Source organism: Bacillus sanguinis (assembly GCF_018332475.1).
Classification (GTDB): domain Bacteria; phylum Bacillota; class Bacilli; order Bacillales; family Bacillaceae_G; genus Bacillus_A; species Bacillus_A sanguinis.
In genome coordinates this window covers 43,075-59,332 of the sequence record NZ_BOQB01000092.1, presented here as the reverse complement: position 1 = coordinate 59,332, position 16,258 = coordinate 43,075, and the positions used below count along the sequence as shown (strand labels likewise).

Below are 16,258 nucleotides of genomic sequence, written 5' to 3'. Positions count from 1 at the left end.
TTTCTGTTTCTTCACCTGGCTTTTCTGTTTCTTCGCCTGGCTTTTCTGGACCTTTACTTGGTTCTTTTTCGTTCAATACTTCTCGTTTCACTACTTCATTTGCTATAACGTTTACTTCTACTTTAACTTCTTTCGCTTTGTAGCCTTCTGGCGCTTTCGTTTCTTCTAACGTATACTTACCTGGCACTAAGTTTTCGAATGTAACAACACCATCTTTATTTGTTGTTTTCACCTCTCCAACTATTTGACCATTTTCGTTTTTTAGTCTAAATTCCGCGCCTTCTAGCACATTTTTGCTCTCAGCATCCTTTTTGACTACTTGTAAGCTTCCCAACGCTTTCACATTTTTAACTATTACCGGTACTACTTTGTTCTCTTCCACAGTAACTTCAATTTCTTCTTTTAGTAATTTATATCCCTCTGGTGCTTTCGTTTCTTTTAATGTATATTTACCTGGTTCTAATTTCTTAGAGATTACTTTACCTGTCTTATCTGTTCGTAATGTATCTATTTGTTTACCATCTTTATACACTTCAAATTCTGCACCTGGTAATAACTTTGTTTCATCACTTGCATCTACTTTTACAATTTCAAATTGACCAGTTACTTTTTCAACTGATGGTTTATTCCATTTCGGCCAATTAAATTTAAAGTTATGAACCTCAAAGCCATCTCTTTGGTGTAATCCACCAACAAAGGCTTGTCCGTTAATTGAACCACCTTTTGTATCTACAACTGCATTTGGAGCAAATACACTTCCTATTACACCATATCCCTTTGTTGATATTTTTGTAGCATTCGGAAACACCCAAATGACTTTACTAGCTAACTCAGTAAATGGTGAATCAGGAACATATTCATGTGATGTATTAATTAGGTCTGTTGCCATACCAGTGTTTTTTGTATCATATAAAATTGCTCCGCCACCAAAACTCACTTCTTCTGCATCTGAATAAATAACTATAAAATCTTTATTATCTACATTCGGAAGAAAAACGTCTTTTACTTCAAATTCTTTCTTTCCGTTTTGGCCTGAAGAAACATAAATATTAGGATTTTTTACATCTTCACCAATCCCAAAACTCATATTAAGTTTTGGTTTATCAGTATGTAATTGGCCCGCATCCTCAATTACACTATCAACGTCTTTTCTAAACTCTTTAAATTTAGCATTAATCTCCGCTTGCTCTTTATAAGAGATACGGTCATATGATGATTTCATTGCACCTTCTGGGTCACCATCTTTTGTCATCGCCACTGTTCCATCTTGAATAATTACTTGTCCTGTTCCCGCTTTCGTAAATTGACCACCTAGCAATAATGATGGATATCCTTCATCTATCCATGGTGCTCCAGCTAAGTTCCACGCTCCAGTTGCAGCTGCTAAAACTGTATAACTCGATGCATTCATATTTTTTTGAACAGCCATCGCACCCTCAATATCCGCACTCGTTGCACTATGATCTCCAAAAATGATTGCATTGTAATAAGATACATCACCTAAACCTTTTAATTCTGGTGTAGCTGCCTCTGCTTTATTTGGTAAATGGATTAGAAAATTCATACATACTAGTAACACGACTATAAAACTACTACTTAATTTTTTTATTTTTTGATTAAATGATTTCCTCAAAAAATTCATTCCCCCTTTTAAATTTCCTAAAGCTACAAAAAGAAGTACATTTCATATGTACCAAGCCTTACTCACATTAACTTAAAATAATCCATTTAAATAAAACAAAGACACTCTACAACTAATTAGTAAAATTACTACAATTCATTTTTGAAATACTACGTGAACGAAACTATCATGCGGAAATATTTTTACGTATAGGAACTCAATAAAATTAACCTGAAGAATATTTCATGTGGTGTAACTATTTTGGCAACATCACCCACTTTACAACAGTTTTCTAAATGATTCAAGTAAATTGTATGAACTTCAGACACAATTTAACCGGTAAAACGTTTTCATTTTTCGAATAAAACTAATAAAAAACGTAGCCAAAAAGCTACGTTTTTCTTTCATCATTTCGGTGTATTTTTATGATTCTTCAAAAACGGAAGCGGGAATTGCTTACGGAAATGTTCTTTAATCATATACTCTACACCGTTCTCACTATTTGAACGTGTAATCCAGTCAGCTGCTTGTTTTAACTCTACAGGCGAGTTCCCCATCGCTACCCCGAGTCCTACATTTTCAATTACTTCTAGATCTTCTAAACTATCTCCAATCGCAACCATTTCGTTTAGCGAAATATTTAAATGTTCTCCAAGCAATTGTAATCCACGTAATTTTGATACATTTTGCGGTAAAATTTCTATTCGTTTTGAATCACACTCAACATACTCTAAATCTTGGAACGCTTTTCTTAATGTATGGAGCCCTCGTTCTTTTTCACCTTTCGTTTGGAAAATAACATCAATTTTTGGCGCCGCTACTGGATGATCACGAAGTGCATCACCTAACGAGTCTACAAATTGAACTGGATAAAATAATGGATCTGCGCTTGATAATACAGTACGCGCAATTAAATTTGGTGTATTTCTCTCACGATTTCCGATTGAAAACCGTTCATGAGAAATGCGGACGTTACAATCAAAGTGCTCTAACACTTGCACAATGTTAAACGTCTTCTCTTCCGATAATCTTCTTTGAACATACGGCTTATCTAACGTTGCTGAAACGAAAGCACCGCCATGTGTCACTAATATAGAATCTAATTTTAACGCCTTTGCTACTTTATGAGCGGACTGAAAATTACGGCTCGTAAATAATGTAACGTATACATCTTTTCTTTTCACAAATTCAATTGTTTCTCGTAATCCTTTTGCAATTTTTCCGTTGTTGTATAGTAGTGTCCCATCTATATTAAGAGCTAGTAAGCGATAAATCATGTCGCACTCCCCCTCTTCGCTGTTGTACTCTATCCATAATTTATGAAATAAATGTAGCAAATAGAACGAGTTAGAATTACTACTGAAAATTTGGTTTACTATATACATATACACTTAGCAAAGGAGATAGTACAATGCAAGCACCTCCTTCCTTTTATGAAGGCGATACGTTAGAAGTCGCAAAGAAATTACTCGGACAAAAACTTGTACATACTGTAGATGGAATAAAAAGAAGCGGAATCATTGTAGAAGTAGAAGCATACAAAGGTCCCGATGATAAGGCCGCACATAGTTACGGCGGCAGACGGACTGATCGCACAGAAGTCATGTTTGGTGCACCGGGACATGCTTACGTATATTTGATTTACGGTATGTATCATTGCTTTAACGTCATTACAGCACCAGTGGGCACCCCGCAAGGTGTTCTCATTCGAGCCCTTGAGCCGGTAGATGGAATAGAAGAAATAAAACTAGCGCGCTACAACAAAACAGACATTACAAAAGCGCAATATAAAAACTTAACGAACGGACCTGGCAAACTATGCCGTGCACTCGGAATTACTTTAGAAGAACGAGGCATATCATTACAAAGTGACACATTACATATTGAACTCGTTCCAGAAGAAGAACACATATCATCACAGTATAAAATAACAGCAGGACCTCGTATTAACATCGACTATGCAGAAGAAGCTATACATTATCCGTGGCGTTTTTATTATGAAGGGCATCCGTTTGTTTCAAAGAAATGAACGATATCAACGATTTTTCGAATATATCTATCGTAATTTACAATATATCAACGATTTTTTTAATATATCTATCATAACTCAAAATATATCAACGATTCGACAAGAAATATCGATTTACCGACAAATGATGACAATTACGAATAAAAGAAGACTGTTCCAAAATGGAACAGTCTCTCCCTTTTACTCCGCACCTTCCGCAGTCGCAATATTATCCTCTAAGTTTTCTCTAGATAATTCAGCCGCCATAAAATCAGCTGTTTCTGGAAGTGCTAAATGCATATGAGCTTTTTGACAAATTTGGATTGTGCAGTTTTCAACAACATAATCGAAAACGTGCCCGCCTCCGCTTCTTTCATCATCAATATAATGTAAGTGGAAACCAGCTACACCAATACCTTGTGCATAATCTGGCGTCCAAAATCCAGCTAGCGTACCTTCTGTATATTTAAATGAGAAGATGGGTTGTGATTTCGTCACTTCAACGAGCGGTGTATACGGTTTTTCTTGTCTTGGAACAGTTCTCGTTCTTACTTCGCGGAATGTACCATCCATTCGAATACCATAAAATAGGTTTTTACTCGGCATTAATTCATGTAATAAAGCTTCCACTTCTTCACGATTCATCGGACGGTCTACCGTATAACTCATTTCTTTTTCAAAAAACGTTACAGTCGCAAATGGTGTTGTTTCTTCCGGCTCTACTTTTTCTGCTGAACCGTCTGAACGTAAATGATAAAATTCATTATCAAATGCGATCATTTCACCATCTAATTGATCAAATGTGCCGATACCGAAATCACCATGTTTTTTCAAATCTTCAAAGCTAATTACACCATCATATATACCATCTAATAGTGCAAGCATTGTAGATGTTTGATATACTTCGTTACTCGTTTTCGTTCTTTTTGCATCAATATCAATTAATTGCGCAACAGTCATCTCAAATCTGCCTCCATTAGTTTAATTGGTTTGGTAATAATTTTTCACTTAATTTAATGTTATCACGGTAATCGATTGGAATATCAATAATGACAGGGCCGTCTGCTGCTAATGCAGATTTTAACACACCTTCTAATTCATCAGGCGTGTTAACACGAAGACCTAACGCCCCGAAACTTTCCGCATATTTCACAAGATCAACATCACCAAACTCTGTAGCTGATGTTCTGCCGTATTTCATCATTTGTTGGAATGCAACCATATCATACGTACCGTCTCTCCAAACAAGATGGACGATTGGAGAATTTAAACGTACCGCTGTTTCTAACTCCATCGCTGAGAATAAGAAACCACCGTCACCTGATACGGAAACTACTTTTTTACCTGGTTCTACTAAAGTAGCTGCGATTGCCCAAGGAAGTGCAACACCTAACGTTTGCATACCGTTACTAAATAATAATCTACGTGGTTCATAAGAACGGAAACATCTTGCCATCCAAATAGAATGGGAACCGATGTCACATGTAACGGTTGTATCGTCACTAATTAAAGAACGAAGTGTACGAATCACTTGAAGCGGATGCGTAACACCTTCTGAAGCACGGTTTGGAACTTCTGCTTGTTCTGATAATTTCGCGCGTAATCGTTCTAACACTGCTTCTGATTTCGTACTTAATACAAGTTTCGGTAATTTCTCCGCAATGCTATTTACAGTTAAAGCGATATCACCAATTAATTCACGCTCTGGTTGATAATCGTGGTCGATATCTGCTTGATGGTCATCAAGATGAATAATCGTTCTGTCCCCAAGTTTATTCCAGAATTTCGGATCGTACTCAATCGGGTCATAACCGATCGAAATAACAAGATCTGCTTCTTCTAGTAAAATATCACCTGGTTGGTTACGGAATAAACCGACGCGGCCGAAGAAATGATCTTCTAACTCACGTGAAATGGCACCAGCTGCTTGATATGTTTCAACGACAGGAAGTTCTGTATCTGCAATTAATTCACGAACAGCTTTCGTCACTTCATTTGTGCTCGCTCTCATACCGAGTAAAATAACTGGTAATTTTGCTGACTTTATTTTTTCTACTACATATGTAATTTCATGTGTGGGAGCGATTCCAAGCTGTGGCTTAGAAAGCGCACCGATAGACTCTACAGTCGTTTCCGTAGTCATAACGTCTTGCGGAAGACTTACTAAAGTTGCTCCTGGATTTGTGGAAGTCGCACTTCGAAATGCATTACTTAATGCTTCTGGCACATTATCCGGATGCTCTACTTCTACGCTATATTTTGTGATTGGTTCGAATAGTGCAGCATTATCCATAGATTGGTGCGTACGTTTTAATCGATCCATACGTGGAACTGCACCAGCTAAAGCAACAACGGGATCACTCTCCGCATTCGCAGTAACAAGACCTGTCGCTAAATTTGATGTCCCTGGTCCTGAAGTTACAAGACATACGCCCGGTTTTCCTGTTAATCTACCAATCGCAGCTGCCATAAATGCTGCATTTTGTTCATGACGACAAACAATTAACTCTGGTCCTCTTTCTTGCAGTACATCAAATACAGAGTCAATCTTCGCTCCTGGAATACCGAAAACATGTGTAACACCTTGTTTAATTAAACAATCAACAACAAGATCTGCTCCTTTTGTTTTTGTCTTCACGTCGTTTGCTTTTACACTTGTCAAACTAATCATCCCTTTATTTCATAATGTGTGTAATAAAGATTTTTAATTTCACCTAGTTAATTAACGTGGTGAAGTATTGTTTATCATTATATTACAAATACATTATTTTTCCAATGATATGAATTTGACAGTTTTTTGACAACCATTAAAGAATCCGCTTACAAACCTTTATTTATCCTGAAATAATATTTTTATATCTCATCTAAAAATCCCCGAAAAACTTCCATCTCATCACAGTATTAAAAACATTACAGTACCTTGCAAAGAACACTAGTAAATGATACATTTGTAAATATTAGAATACCCATTAATTGGAACTCTCTTTTCAAAAATCAGATTCTCATCTGTAATTCATCATTTTATAAAGGAAGTGATTGTTATGAACAAAAATGAATTTTTGGAACAACTTAGTTCCTCCCTGCGGAATATGCCTAATGTAGAAAAGAAAGATATTATTTCAGAGTATGAAACTCATTTTATCAGCGGTAAACAAGATGGAAAATGTGAAGAAGAAATTGCTAGAAAACTAGGAAATCCTAAAACCATTGCTAAAGAACTTACTGTTTCCTATGCAATAAGCAATGCTGACAGTAAACGAAGCTTTAAAAATATAATAACCGCACTATTTTCTGTTATGAGCTTAAGTGTTTTAAACTTTGCCTTTATCTTTATCGCCTTTTTCGTACTACTCTTTTTATTACCGATTCTTCTAGCACTTATCATTGCCACGCCAGTATTAATTATTTCACCTATTTTATTAATAGGATTAGGATTCTTTAAAGGGTTTCATCAAATTAGTTATTCCGATGTTTATAATGTGTTCATCGCTTTTTGCGTCGGTTTACTCATATCCGTCATATCTTATCAATTGATAAAACATCTATACGCACTTTTAGTAAAGTATTTGAAATGGAATATTGCTATTTTACAAAGACACTAATGAATGTAAAAGGAGATTAAAATGAAGAAATATACTTTATATTCACTCATGCTACTTACAGTTTTATTTCTATCAGCTTGTTCAAACAGTGCAGAACCTAAGGAAGAAAACGATGTACAATCTATTAAAGATGTTACGGTTAAAATTCCGGAAACTATATTCACTTCTTCAAAAAAGAATGAAACGATTAATGAAGATGAAATGAAACAAAATATAAAAACGTATTTAAATTATAGCGGAGAGTTAGACGAAAACATCGTTCCACTTTCGTCAGCCATGTCTGATGAGGAAGTTACGGAATCCGATCGGGAGAAATTAAAACAACTAGTAGATTTAGCGCAACAAAATGATGCGAATTTCCATAATTTTATTAGTAACAATACGATCCCCGATAATTACAAACAGCCTTCGAAGGAAATTCATGAATATATTTCATCGTCTACGGCACTTTCAGTAGAACTAGAGAAAGAATTAGACAAGCTCGCTGAAGATGGTAACTTATTCAAAACTGATTTTTCTTTTACAAAACGCTTTGAGAAAGTGAATGGTAGGAAGCAAAAAGAAATTGAAAAGTTTTTGAAGGAGAAGAATATTGAAACGGAGTATTTCAAAAAATAAAAAATAACAAACAAAAAAGACGTGTGTAGAGATAATAAAGTTGTTTACTTCTTATAGAACTAACGAAGTAGTTTAATAGAAGAAGAATTTATAGTGAGTGTTATAATAATCAATAACTTAAGCAAAGGAGGCAGCATTTTTGCACAAACTCAATGCATTAATACCAGAGCTATCAGTTTCAGATATGGAGAAAAGTTTAAATTTCTATTCGGAAATTCTCCTATTTAAAATTGAATATCAAAGACCAGAGGATAAGTTTGCTTTACTGTCTTTAAATGACTGCCAGATTATGATTGAAGAAGTAAATGGTCATTGGAGTACTGGGGAGTTATCTTATCCCTACGGAAGAGGAATCAATTTTCAAATTATCATAAATGATATTGATTCACTATATGATAGTTTGAAAAAGAACGAGTATCCAATTAAATTTGATATTCAAGAGAATTGGTATAGAGCTGATACTAAATTAAAGGGACAAAAAGAATTTTTAATTATGGACCCTGATGGTTATCTATTAAGATTTGTTCAAAATTTAGGTGAAAAAGATGTTGAGGCAGATTAAGCTATGTAAAACAGGATGAAAATTTAGTAAATGGAGCAAGCTACTTTTTTTCAATAAGCGGCATTAGTTGAAAAAGAATTAACCAACTTTATTATTTTTATAAATTAAAGGCCACAACAATTAAATTTAGTCTTAAATAACTTTAAAACCACCTACAAGTTAATTTTAGTAGGTGGCTATTACATTTCTTATACTAAAATTAAATACCTTTATTGTCACTGAAAAAGACGCCCCTATACTAGGAGCGTCTTCACTATTACGCTTGTTGTTGCGCGTTATATAAATCTTCAAGTGGCTTCATGATAATTTTGTTAACGTCAGTGATAACGATGTTTAGGCGTTGTTCAGTTTCCATTAATTTTGTAATTTTAGCATCTTGTTGAATGCGAGCTACAACTTCTTGTGCTTTTTGGTTATCTTCTTCAGTGATTTCTTGACCTTGCATCATTTTTTGTTGTAGGCCAAGTTGCATTGTGCGGAACTCATCAAATAAGTTCTTTGAAGCTGCGTCACCTTGTACTGCTGCGTAGCTTGCTTTTAATGTTTGGAAATCTTCGTTTCCAGCGATTGCTTTTTGTAATTCATATGCAACATCATGAATGTTTTTTGTCATTTTATTTTTCCTCCTTTAGAAGGCTAGCACTTGTCATGCGCACTGCCTTTTCAGTACGTTTACATACGCACCTCTTCTTACCATATCAAACTATGCAAGAGATGTGAAGAAATTTCACTTTTATTTCTATGTACTTAGCTTATTATTTAAGGAACAACAGTAATAATCCTTGCACGATTCCAATCATCCCGCCTAATAGTGCTCCTAAATACGTAATCATTTTCAGTTCATTTTTTGTAATGGACAACACTAAATCTTCTAGTCTCTCCGTTGAAAATGTGGATACTTCTTGTTGGACAATTTCCGCAAGATGGAGATTCTTTAATATACTCGCTACGTTTTCTGTCCCCCACTTCAAACCTTTCGTTACTGCACTTGGGACTACCTTTTCCATAATTGTTTCTCGAACTGGCTCACATACTTGCTGCACAGATTGGTTTAAAAACTTACTCACTGTTTCCTCAACTTTAACTGCTGACAATATAGAGCTCACAATCATTTCTTTTTCTACAAACGTTTCTAATTCTTTTACATCTCTTCCTTTTAACTTTTCCCACTCTTTTTGCAGTACATCAGTTAAAAGTTGTTTCGTGCCTTCTTGCCCTAAAAACTTAATGACTTCTGGCTGCACACGATCCACTACACTTACATTCCCTAAAAACATTCCGACTAAGTTAAGCAATGTCCCGCGAGAAGCAAAGAAATCATCAATCATTTTTGAAAGACGTGCTTTCCCTTCTTCACTTTCAAAAAATTGAGTTGCTCTTCCTAAAATAAACGCCGAGACATTTGGGATCGCATTCTCTATTTTTTCATGAATAGAATGAGGTAAAGCTTGTTCCCATGTATATGTATAGTACTCTTCTAAAAATGCCTCAATCTTTTCTGTAATCACATGTTCGATTTTCCGGGTTGCCTCTTTTTCTACATGCGCTACATTCCATTTTTCTAACATATGTCGTAATGACTGTTCATTCGTCATTACTTTATCCACTTCTACTTGTGTCCATTGAATTAAACCTTTTTGGAACTCTTCATTTGTTAGCTTCTTTCCGATTCCTTCTGGCGTTAACAAATGCTCGACAACCATTTTTCCTAATTGAACAGCAAGCTCATCGCGTCGCTTCGGAATTAATCCTGGTGTAAATGGAACTTGAAATTTCCCAATATAAATAGGGCGATGAGGACGAAATAACATTTTTATCGCTAAATGATTTGTGAATCCTCCAATAATTGCTCCGAGCCCTGTCGTCGTTAACATACTTAACCATATATTCATTACAATCAACCTTTCGCTTCTCCAAAACTATAGCATATCATCATACGGACAAAAGTATAATGGTATAAAAACGTATTTGCAATATATAGCTTCGCCTATTGTGCCAACATTTTGTTAGTAAAGGAGTGATTTCGTTGGTTCTTGGTATTTTAACTTCTCAGCCTCATTATGAGCAAACGTATTACACCGAAATCGCTAAACGCGCTCGGCTTTATCATAATGTCGTTGCCCAGTTTACGCCATTTAGTATTGATCCTAAAACAGATCTTATTTCTGGTCTGATTTATGATACAGATACAGGAAAATGGAAAGAGCAAACATTCCCTATTCCTTCTTATATATACGATCGTTCTTCTTTTAACGAGGACACAGACTTTGAAAAAGCAAAGTCAATTATTCAATCATTACACAACCATCCTACCACTACCTTTTTAAATAACACACTCATTGACTTAAGTGAACTACATGATGTATTTCTCACGAATAAAAAATTATCTCCTTATATACCAAAATTTGAAATAGCGACGATACAAAACATTTTCAAACTGTTATTAAAAACAAAAGATATTATTATACGTCCTACTAACACACATTCCAATGAAAGTCTGTACCGAGTCGTTTATAAAAATAAAACGTTTCATATTGATACGATAAATACCGCATATCGTACTTCTGTTCCAATCAAACGGACAGATGAATTTATATCTTGGTACAAATCTAATATACGATCAGCACGTTACATTACCCATACAATGTTGCAACCACCAAATCAATTAACATACCCACTCCATATTCGAACCATTTTACAAAAAAATAAAGAACACAATTGGAACGCTATCGGTCAGTTTATACAAAAAAGCTCATTTCCGAATCAACTTTTATTTTCGGTAACAGATGATTCCTCGCTGCATTCATTTTCAAAAGTTAAATACGTATTATCTAGTACTGGTGTACAATTATTACAGGACGCTTTACACGATATTATAAATGAAGTGTTCCAAACATTAGATCAATCTTATTCTTCGTTATTCGAACTAGAGCTTTCCACCATTATGGATCAAAAGGGGGCAATTTGGCTTATGTATGTCAACACGATTCCCCCGTACGAACATTACATTCGTCATAGTGATTCATTAGCCGAAAAAATATATCACGGACCACTAAAGTTTAGTCGCTTTACACCATAATGAAAGGAGGTCATTTCATTTTGAAAGAGCACATATATACGTTAAACATTTCAGATGAGCATCCAAATAGTATTACTTTACCTTATATTTTTTCCATTACACCACCCATTACATCCCTTTCCTTCGGCGTACGCCATGTTGCAAGTGAAGAGGTGAAAATTCATTATTCCTTTACTCGTGAAATCATTATCGGAAAACAAATCGCAGAGAAACTTTTACTTCCTCATTCCACTACTATCCATGCATTCATACAAAATGAAACCATTATTTTCGGACCATTAATTGGCATATTTACAACTGGTTTTAACGATGACTCTTCTAATCCTTTAGGGAACCGTTCAACTTCTCTTGGCGAGTTACTAACGCCGCCATTCACCTTGCGACCATTTGTATTCGTTTTTGGTGTGCAACATATAGACTGGGAAGATGAAACAATTGAAGGATATTTCTTTCAAGAGAAACAGTGGATAAAGAAAAAAGTACCTTTTCCGAATGTCATTTACGATCGATTACCAAATCGGAAAGCCGAAAATTATAAGCCAATTGTAAGAGCAAAAAGAAAATTAGAACATGACTATGCGATTCCATGGTTTAATCCAGGTTTTTTTAATAAATGGGAAGTGCACCAACTTCTTATGAAAGATGAATCCATTATGCCGTTATTACCAAACACAGAAACATTTCAGCACTTCGAGCAAGTTGAACGATTTCTCGGAACGTATAAATCGATTTACATGAAACCGATTCACGGCAGCTTCGGTAGAAATATTCATCAACTATTTTATTCTCAAGCAGAGAATTGCTACTACTGTCGTTATCGCGAAAATGAAGAAAACAAACTAAGAAAGTACCAATCATTAGAAACGCTTCTAAACCATGTGTTAAAAGGACATGATTTAAAAAAGTTTATCGTACAACAAGGTATTCCATTACTTCGCTTCGATGGGCAACCTGTTGATTTCCGCATTCATACAAATAAAAATCATTTCGGCCAATGGATGGTCAGTGCAATCGTTGCAAAAATTGCTGGCAAAGGTAGTTTAACAACGCATGTAAATAGCGGTGGCGATACAAAACTACTACAAGAGCTATTTCCTGATTCAACGAAACAAGTTCAAATTGAAAACAAATTAAAACATACTGCCTTACAAATCAGTTACGCGCTCGATGAACAAGTAACCGGAAATATCGGAGAAATTGGTTTTGATATCGGTTTAGATACGCAGGAAAATCCATGGCTCTTTGAAGCAAACTCTAAACCTGGGCGAACTGTGTTCCAAGATGAAAAGTTAAAAGAACAAAGTGAACTGACGCGCCAATTATTTTACGAATATGCCATCTACTTAACTGAGCATTCTTTGCGCGATGCAAAAGAAAAAATGTCTCAAATAAAATCAGAGGCTTCCTCAAACACCGAGAATATCCCGTCCCCTATGATTCACTCACAAATAAGAAAACAAAAACTTCCACCTCATTCATAAGGTGGAAGTTTTCTATTTACACAAGTTTCACTACAACCTCTGTTTCCACATTACACATCCCGCAATAAAAAACATGATTACAGTACTCTTGTGAATTACTATGTGTTAAACCATCTACTGCACTTAATAATTCTTGATCCATATACGCACTATAATCGTCTATGTAATCTACAGTTTTCCCGTAATCTTGGAGTATACCTTCGCAATTTTGACAAGAATATGTTTGTGATTCTAATGCGTTGCAAAGCGGGCAAATTCCCATCACGATTCCTCCATACGTTATCATTTACAAGCAGATTGAAAAGAGCATCTAGCCGTGCATAGGAGCATTTTGTTCCGCTCCTATTCAAAATAGAACTATAAAGTTAATGATTCTCCCCCGAGTAGCGGGATACAAAAAACATATTTCATATCGCTCTTAGTTTAGCCTTCTTTCTAAAAAATACAACGATTACTCTTATTTCATAATTTACGAAATCACTAAGATTTTTTTACAAAATTTACAAATTATTATTTCGTATATCTTTCTAGGTAACATCCATACTATGAGTACAAACTTAATTACCGATGGATTAGCGCCAACCGGGGCGATAATCTGGTTCAACTCCAGCTAGTCCAACCAAAAAAAATTTTTATAACTCTAAGGAGGATATATTCCTATGGCAAACCAAAATTCTTCAAATCAATTAGTAGTACCAGGAGCAACAGCTGCAATCGACCAAATGAAGTACGAAATCGCTCAAGAATTTGGTGTACAATTAGGAGCAGATTCTACGGCTCGTGCTAACGGTTCTGTTGGTGGCGAAATTACAAAACGTCTAGTTGCAATGGCTGAGCAAAGCCTTGGCGGATTCCAAAAATAAATATATATGGCAAAAAGGTCTCAAGGCATATGCCTTGAGACCTTCCTTAATTTATTGCAACATTTGTAAAAACTTTTTCGTGCGTTCTTCTTTTGGATTTGTAAATACATCTTCTGGTGTACCTTGTTCGACAACGACACCGCCATCCATGAAAATAACGCGGTTTGCAATTTGATGTGCAAAGCGCATTTCGTGCGTTACAATAACCATCGTCATACCTTCTTTAGCAAGTTCTTTCATGACTTTCAGAACTTCTTGAACGAGTTCAGGATCAAGTGCTGACGTCGGTTCATCAAATAGTAACACTTCTGGCTCCATCGCAAGTGCGCGAGCAATCCCAACGCGCTGTTGTTGTCCGCCTGATAATTGGAACGGATATAAGTCTACTTTATCCGCAAGACCAACTTTTTCAAGGAAATAGTTTGCTTTTTTCTTCGCTTCTTCTTTCCCCATCCTTTTCACTGTAACGAGCCCTTCCATAACATTTTGAAGTGCTGTTAAATGCGGAAATAGATTATGGTGCTGGAATACCATACCTGTTTGCGTACGAAGATTGACAATATCTTTCTTCGTTACTTTTTGAGAGAAATTAAGCTCTTTATCGCCAATACGAATATTACCAGCGTTTGGCGTTTCTAGTACGTTAAGGCAGCGTAGAAACGTCGTTTTACCAGATCCAGACGGACCGATAATAACAACAACTTCTCCCTTCTCAACTGATAAATCTATATGCTTTAGTACGGTATTATCTCCGAAACTTTTTTGTAAATGTTGAATTGAAATCATAAAAACAAAAACTCCTTTTATGAAAGGGTTATTTTAGAGTGTAACGTTCTGAACGTTTTTCTAATATTTGTTGCACAATAGATAATAAGAAGCAAATTACCCAATAAATAAGACCTGCTTCGAAATAAACAATTAAAAACTCGTAGTTCATTGCCGCAATTTCCTGCGCTTTTCGGAACATTTCTGTTACTAAAATTAACGATGCTAACGAAGTATCTTTCACTAAACTAATAAATGTATTCGAAAGCGGCGGGATAGATACGCGCGTCGCTTGCGGTAAAATAACACGTTTTAGCGCTTGTGGATACGTCATCCCAATTGTGTAAGCTGCTTCCCACTGCCCTTTCGGAATTGAAAGGATAGAAGCACGAATAATTTCAGATGCATATGCACCGACATTTAATGAGAATCCAATAATTGCTGCTGTATATGGCTCAACTTCAATATTAAGAGTTGGAAGACCATAGAAAATAATAAATAACTGTACAAGAAGTGGCGTTCCGCGAATGATAGATACATAGATACGAGCAATCCATTGTAAAATACGACTACCTGAAATACGTGCAAGCGCCGTTAACGTCGCAAGTATAAGACCGATAATAAATGTAATAAGCGTTAATGGAATTGTCGTAAAAACAGCTTCCTTCAGCATAGGCATGAAGGAAGACTGCATAATATCCATCCAAGTAGACAATCGATCTGAAACCAACGCACTACTTAGATACATTTTCACCGAACCATTTTTTCGTTATTTTGTCATACGTACCATCTTTTTTCATATCTTCTAACGCTTTATCTACTTCTTGTACAAGCTTAGTGCTACCTTTACGGAATAAAAATCCACTTTCTGAAGCTTCTTTTTCTGTATCTACAATTTTAATTTTTGCATCTTTTTTCGTTTCTAAATAGTTTAACACTGATAATTTATCATTAATTGTAAAATCAACGCGTCCTGAAGCTAATAATTCTGCTGCTTGGCTAAATCCTTCTACACCAACAATTTCCGCACCATTTTTCTTAGCGATATCTGCATAGTTACTTGTTAAAGATTGTGCTCCTTTTAATCCTTTTACATCAGCAAATGTAGCAGGTTTATCTTTATCTTTTGCAATAACTAATGCCGCTGAAGATGAAACATACGGTTTAGAGAAATCATATTTCTTTTGACGATCTTCACGAATACCAACTTCATTCGCAACCATATCGAAACGTTTTGCATCTAGACCAGCAAGTAAGCTATCCCATTGTGTTTCTTTAAATACAGGTTTTACACCTAAACGTTTTGCAACTTCTTCTGCTAATTCAACGTCAAATCCAGTTAATTTATTGCTTGAATCGTGGAATGTGAACGGTGGATATGTACCTTCTGTTCCAATTACAAGTTCACCACTTTGTTTTATCTTTTGTAACGCATCTTGACTAGCTGTATCTTTTTTCTCTTCTTTACCGCAGCCCGCTACAATCCCGATCGCTAATGTAGTTACTGCAAGTACTGAAAATAATTTTTTCATAATGGTAATCCTCCAAGTATTCTGATAGGAATTTAAAAACTATATTGATTGTATGCAATCTTGAACAATTTTTCAATGAAAATGTTCTTATTTAGTTTATCCTTTTTCTTCATAATCAAACAAAAGG

General features: G+C 35.5%; 17 protein-coding genes. 7 read left to right on the top strand and 10 right to left on the bottom strand.

The features are described from left to right. Together KI369_RS12170 and KI369_RS12165 are read right to left on the bottom strand one after the other, a co-directional pair. Positions 1-1,642, bottom strand: a 1,642-nt coding sequence (locus KI369_RS12170; RefSeq protein ID WP_238484916.1) for an MSCRAMM family protein, incomplete at its 3' end; no start/stop codon positions are given. 386 nt (positions 1,643-2,028) lie between these two features. After that, positions 2,029-2,898, bottom strand: coding sequence for a Cof-type HAD-IIB family hydrolase (locus KI369_RS12165; RefSeq protein WP_212956107.1), 870 nt, complete (start codon positions 2,896-2,898; stop codon positions 2,029-2,031). A gap of 134 nt (positions 2,899-3,032) precedes the next feature. Between KI369_RS12165 and KI369_RS12160 the strand changes: the two genes are divergently transcribed. Then, a complete protein-coding gene (locus tag KI369_RS12160; RefSeq protein WP_212956106.1) occupies positions 3,033-3,650 on the top strand; it encodes a DNA-3-methyladenine glycosylase in 618 nt (205 codons plus the stop codon). Between the two features lie 180 nt (positions 3,651-3,830). Here the strand turns inward: KI369_RS12160 and alsD are convergent, their stop codons facing one another. Both alsD and alsS read right to left on the bottom strand, forming a co-directional pair. Continuing rightward, on the bottom strand, positions 3,831-4,589 hold the full coding sequence (alsD, locus tag KI369_RS12155) for an acetolactate decarboxylase (protein WP_212956105.1): 759 nt from the start codon (positions 4,587-4,589) through the stop codon (positions 3,831-3,833). A gap of 16 nt (positions 4,590-4,605) precedes the next feature. Next, positions 4,606-6,300 (bottom strand): acetolactate synthase AlsS, encoded by a 1,695-nt coding sequence (alsS, locus tag KI369_RS12150; RefSeq protein WP_212956104.1) that lies wholly within the window; start codon positions 6,298-6,300, stop codon positions 4,606-4,608. Positions 6,301-6,670: 370 nt separating this feature from the next. On the opposite strand from alsS, the gene KI369_RS12145 reads away from it, so the two are divergent. From KI369_RS12145 to KI369_RS12135, 3 genes are all read left to right on the top strand, one after another. Further along, positions 6,671-7,231, top strand: coding sequence for a DUF1700 domain-containing protein (locus KI369_RS12145; protein ID WP_212956103.1), 561 nt, complete (start codon positions 6,671-6,673; stop codon positions 7,229-7,231). A 21-nt stretch (positions 7,232-7,252) separates the two neighbouring features. Next, positions 7,253-7,849, top strand: a complete 597-nt coding sequence (locus tag KI369_RS12140) for an NDxxF motif lipoprotein (RefSeq protein WP_212956102.1) — start codon at positions 7,253-7,255, stop codon at positions 7,847-7,849. 139 nt (positions 7,850-7,988) lie between these two features. Beyond that, positions 7,989-8,411 carry a bleomycin resistance protein gene (locus KI369_RS12135; protein WP_080468595.1) on the top strand — a complete coding sequence of 141 codons (423 nt, stop codon included), beginning with the start codon at positions 7,989-7,991 and terminating at the stop codon, positions 8,409-8,411. A 256-nt stretch (positions 8,412-8,667) separates the two neighbouring features. On the opposite strand, the gene KI369_RS12130 is transcribed toward KI369_RS12135, so the two are convergent. Both KI369_RS12130 and KI369_RS12125 read right to left on the bottom strand, forming a co-directional pair. Continuing rightward, a complete protein-coding gene (locus KI369_RS12130; RefSeq protein WP_212956101.1) occupies positions 8,668-9,024 on the bottom strand; it encodes a YlbF/YmcA family competence regulator in 357 nt (118 codons plus the stop codon). 142 nt (positions 9,025-9,166) lie between these two features. Further along, complete coding sequence (locus KI369_RS12125) at positions 9,167-10,303, bottom strand: DUF445 domain-containing protein (protein ID WP_212956100.1); 1,137 nt, start codon at positions 10,301-10,303, stop codon at positions 9,167-9,169. Between the two features lie 134 nt (positions 10,304-10,437). Here KI369_RS12125 and KI369_RS12120 point away from each other — a divergent pair, with 134 nt between their 5' ends. Next, positions 10,438-11,490, top strand: a complete 1,053-nt coding sequence (locus KI369_RS12120; RefSeq protein ID WP_212956099.1) for a YheC/YheD family protein — start codon at positions 10,438-10,440, stop codon at positions 11,488-11,490. 20 nt (positions 11,491-11,510) lie between these two features. Further along, complete coding sequence (locus KI369_RS12115) at positions 11,511-12,971, top strand: YheC/YheD family endospore coat-associated protein (protein WP_212956098.1); 1,461 nt, start codon at positions 11,511-11,513, stop codon at positions 12,969-12,971. Between the two features lie 16 nt (positions 12,972-12,987). Here the strand turns inward: KI369_RS12115 and KI369_RS12110 are convergent, their stop codons facing one another. Next, on the bottom strand, positions 12,988-13,233 hold the full coding sequence (locus KI369_RS12110; RefSeq protein WP_212956097.1) for a hypothetical protein: 246 nt from the start codon (positions 13,231-13,233) through the stop codon (positions 12,988-12,990). Positions 13,234-13,630: 397 nt separating this feature from the next. Between KI369_RS12110 and sasP the strand changes: the two genes are divergently transcribed. Beyond that, a complete protein-coding gene (gene sasP, locus KI369_RS12105; RefSeq protein ID WP_000013339.1) occupies positions 13,631-13,834 on the top strand; it encodes a small acid-soluble spore protein, SasP family in 204 nt (67 codons plus the stop codon). Between the two features lie 51 nt (positions 13,835-13,885). On the opposite strand, the gene KI369_RS12100 is transcribed toward sasP, so the two are convergent. From KI369_RS12100 to KI369_RS12090, 3 genes are read right to left on the bottom strand one after another with little or no spacing between them, the layout of a single operon-like run. Beyond that, positions 13,886-14,620, bottom strand: coding sequence for an amino acid ABC transporter ATP-binding protein (locus KI369_RS12100; protein ID WP_212956096.1), 735 nt, complete (start codon positions 14,618-14,620; stop codon positions 13,886-13,888). Positions 14,621-14,648: 28 nt separating this feature from the next. Next, complete coding sequence (locus KI369_RS12095) at positions 14,649-15,347, bottom strand: amino acid ABC transporter permease (RefSeq protein WP_212956095.1); 699 nt, start codon at positions 15,345-15,347, stop codon at positions 14,649-14,651. Further along, positions 15,334-16,131, bottom strand: a complete 798-nt coding sequence (locus KI369_RS12090) for an amino acid ABC transporter substrate-binding protein (protein WP_000732846.1) — start codon at positions 16,129-16,131, stop codon at positions 15,334-15,336. Before KI369_RS12090 ends, KI369_RS12095 begins: the two co-directional genes overlap by 14 nt. Between the last annotated feature and the right edge of the window lie 127 nt (positions 16,132-16,258).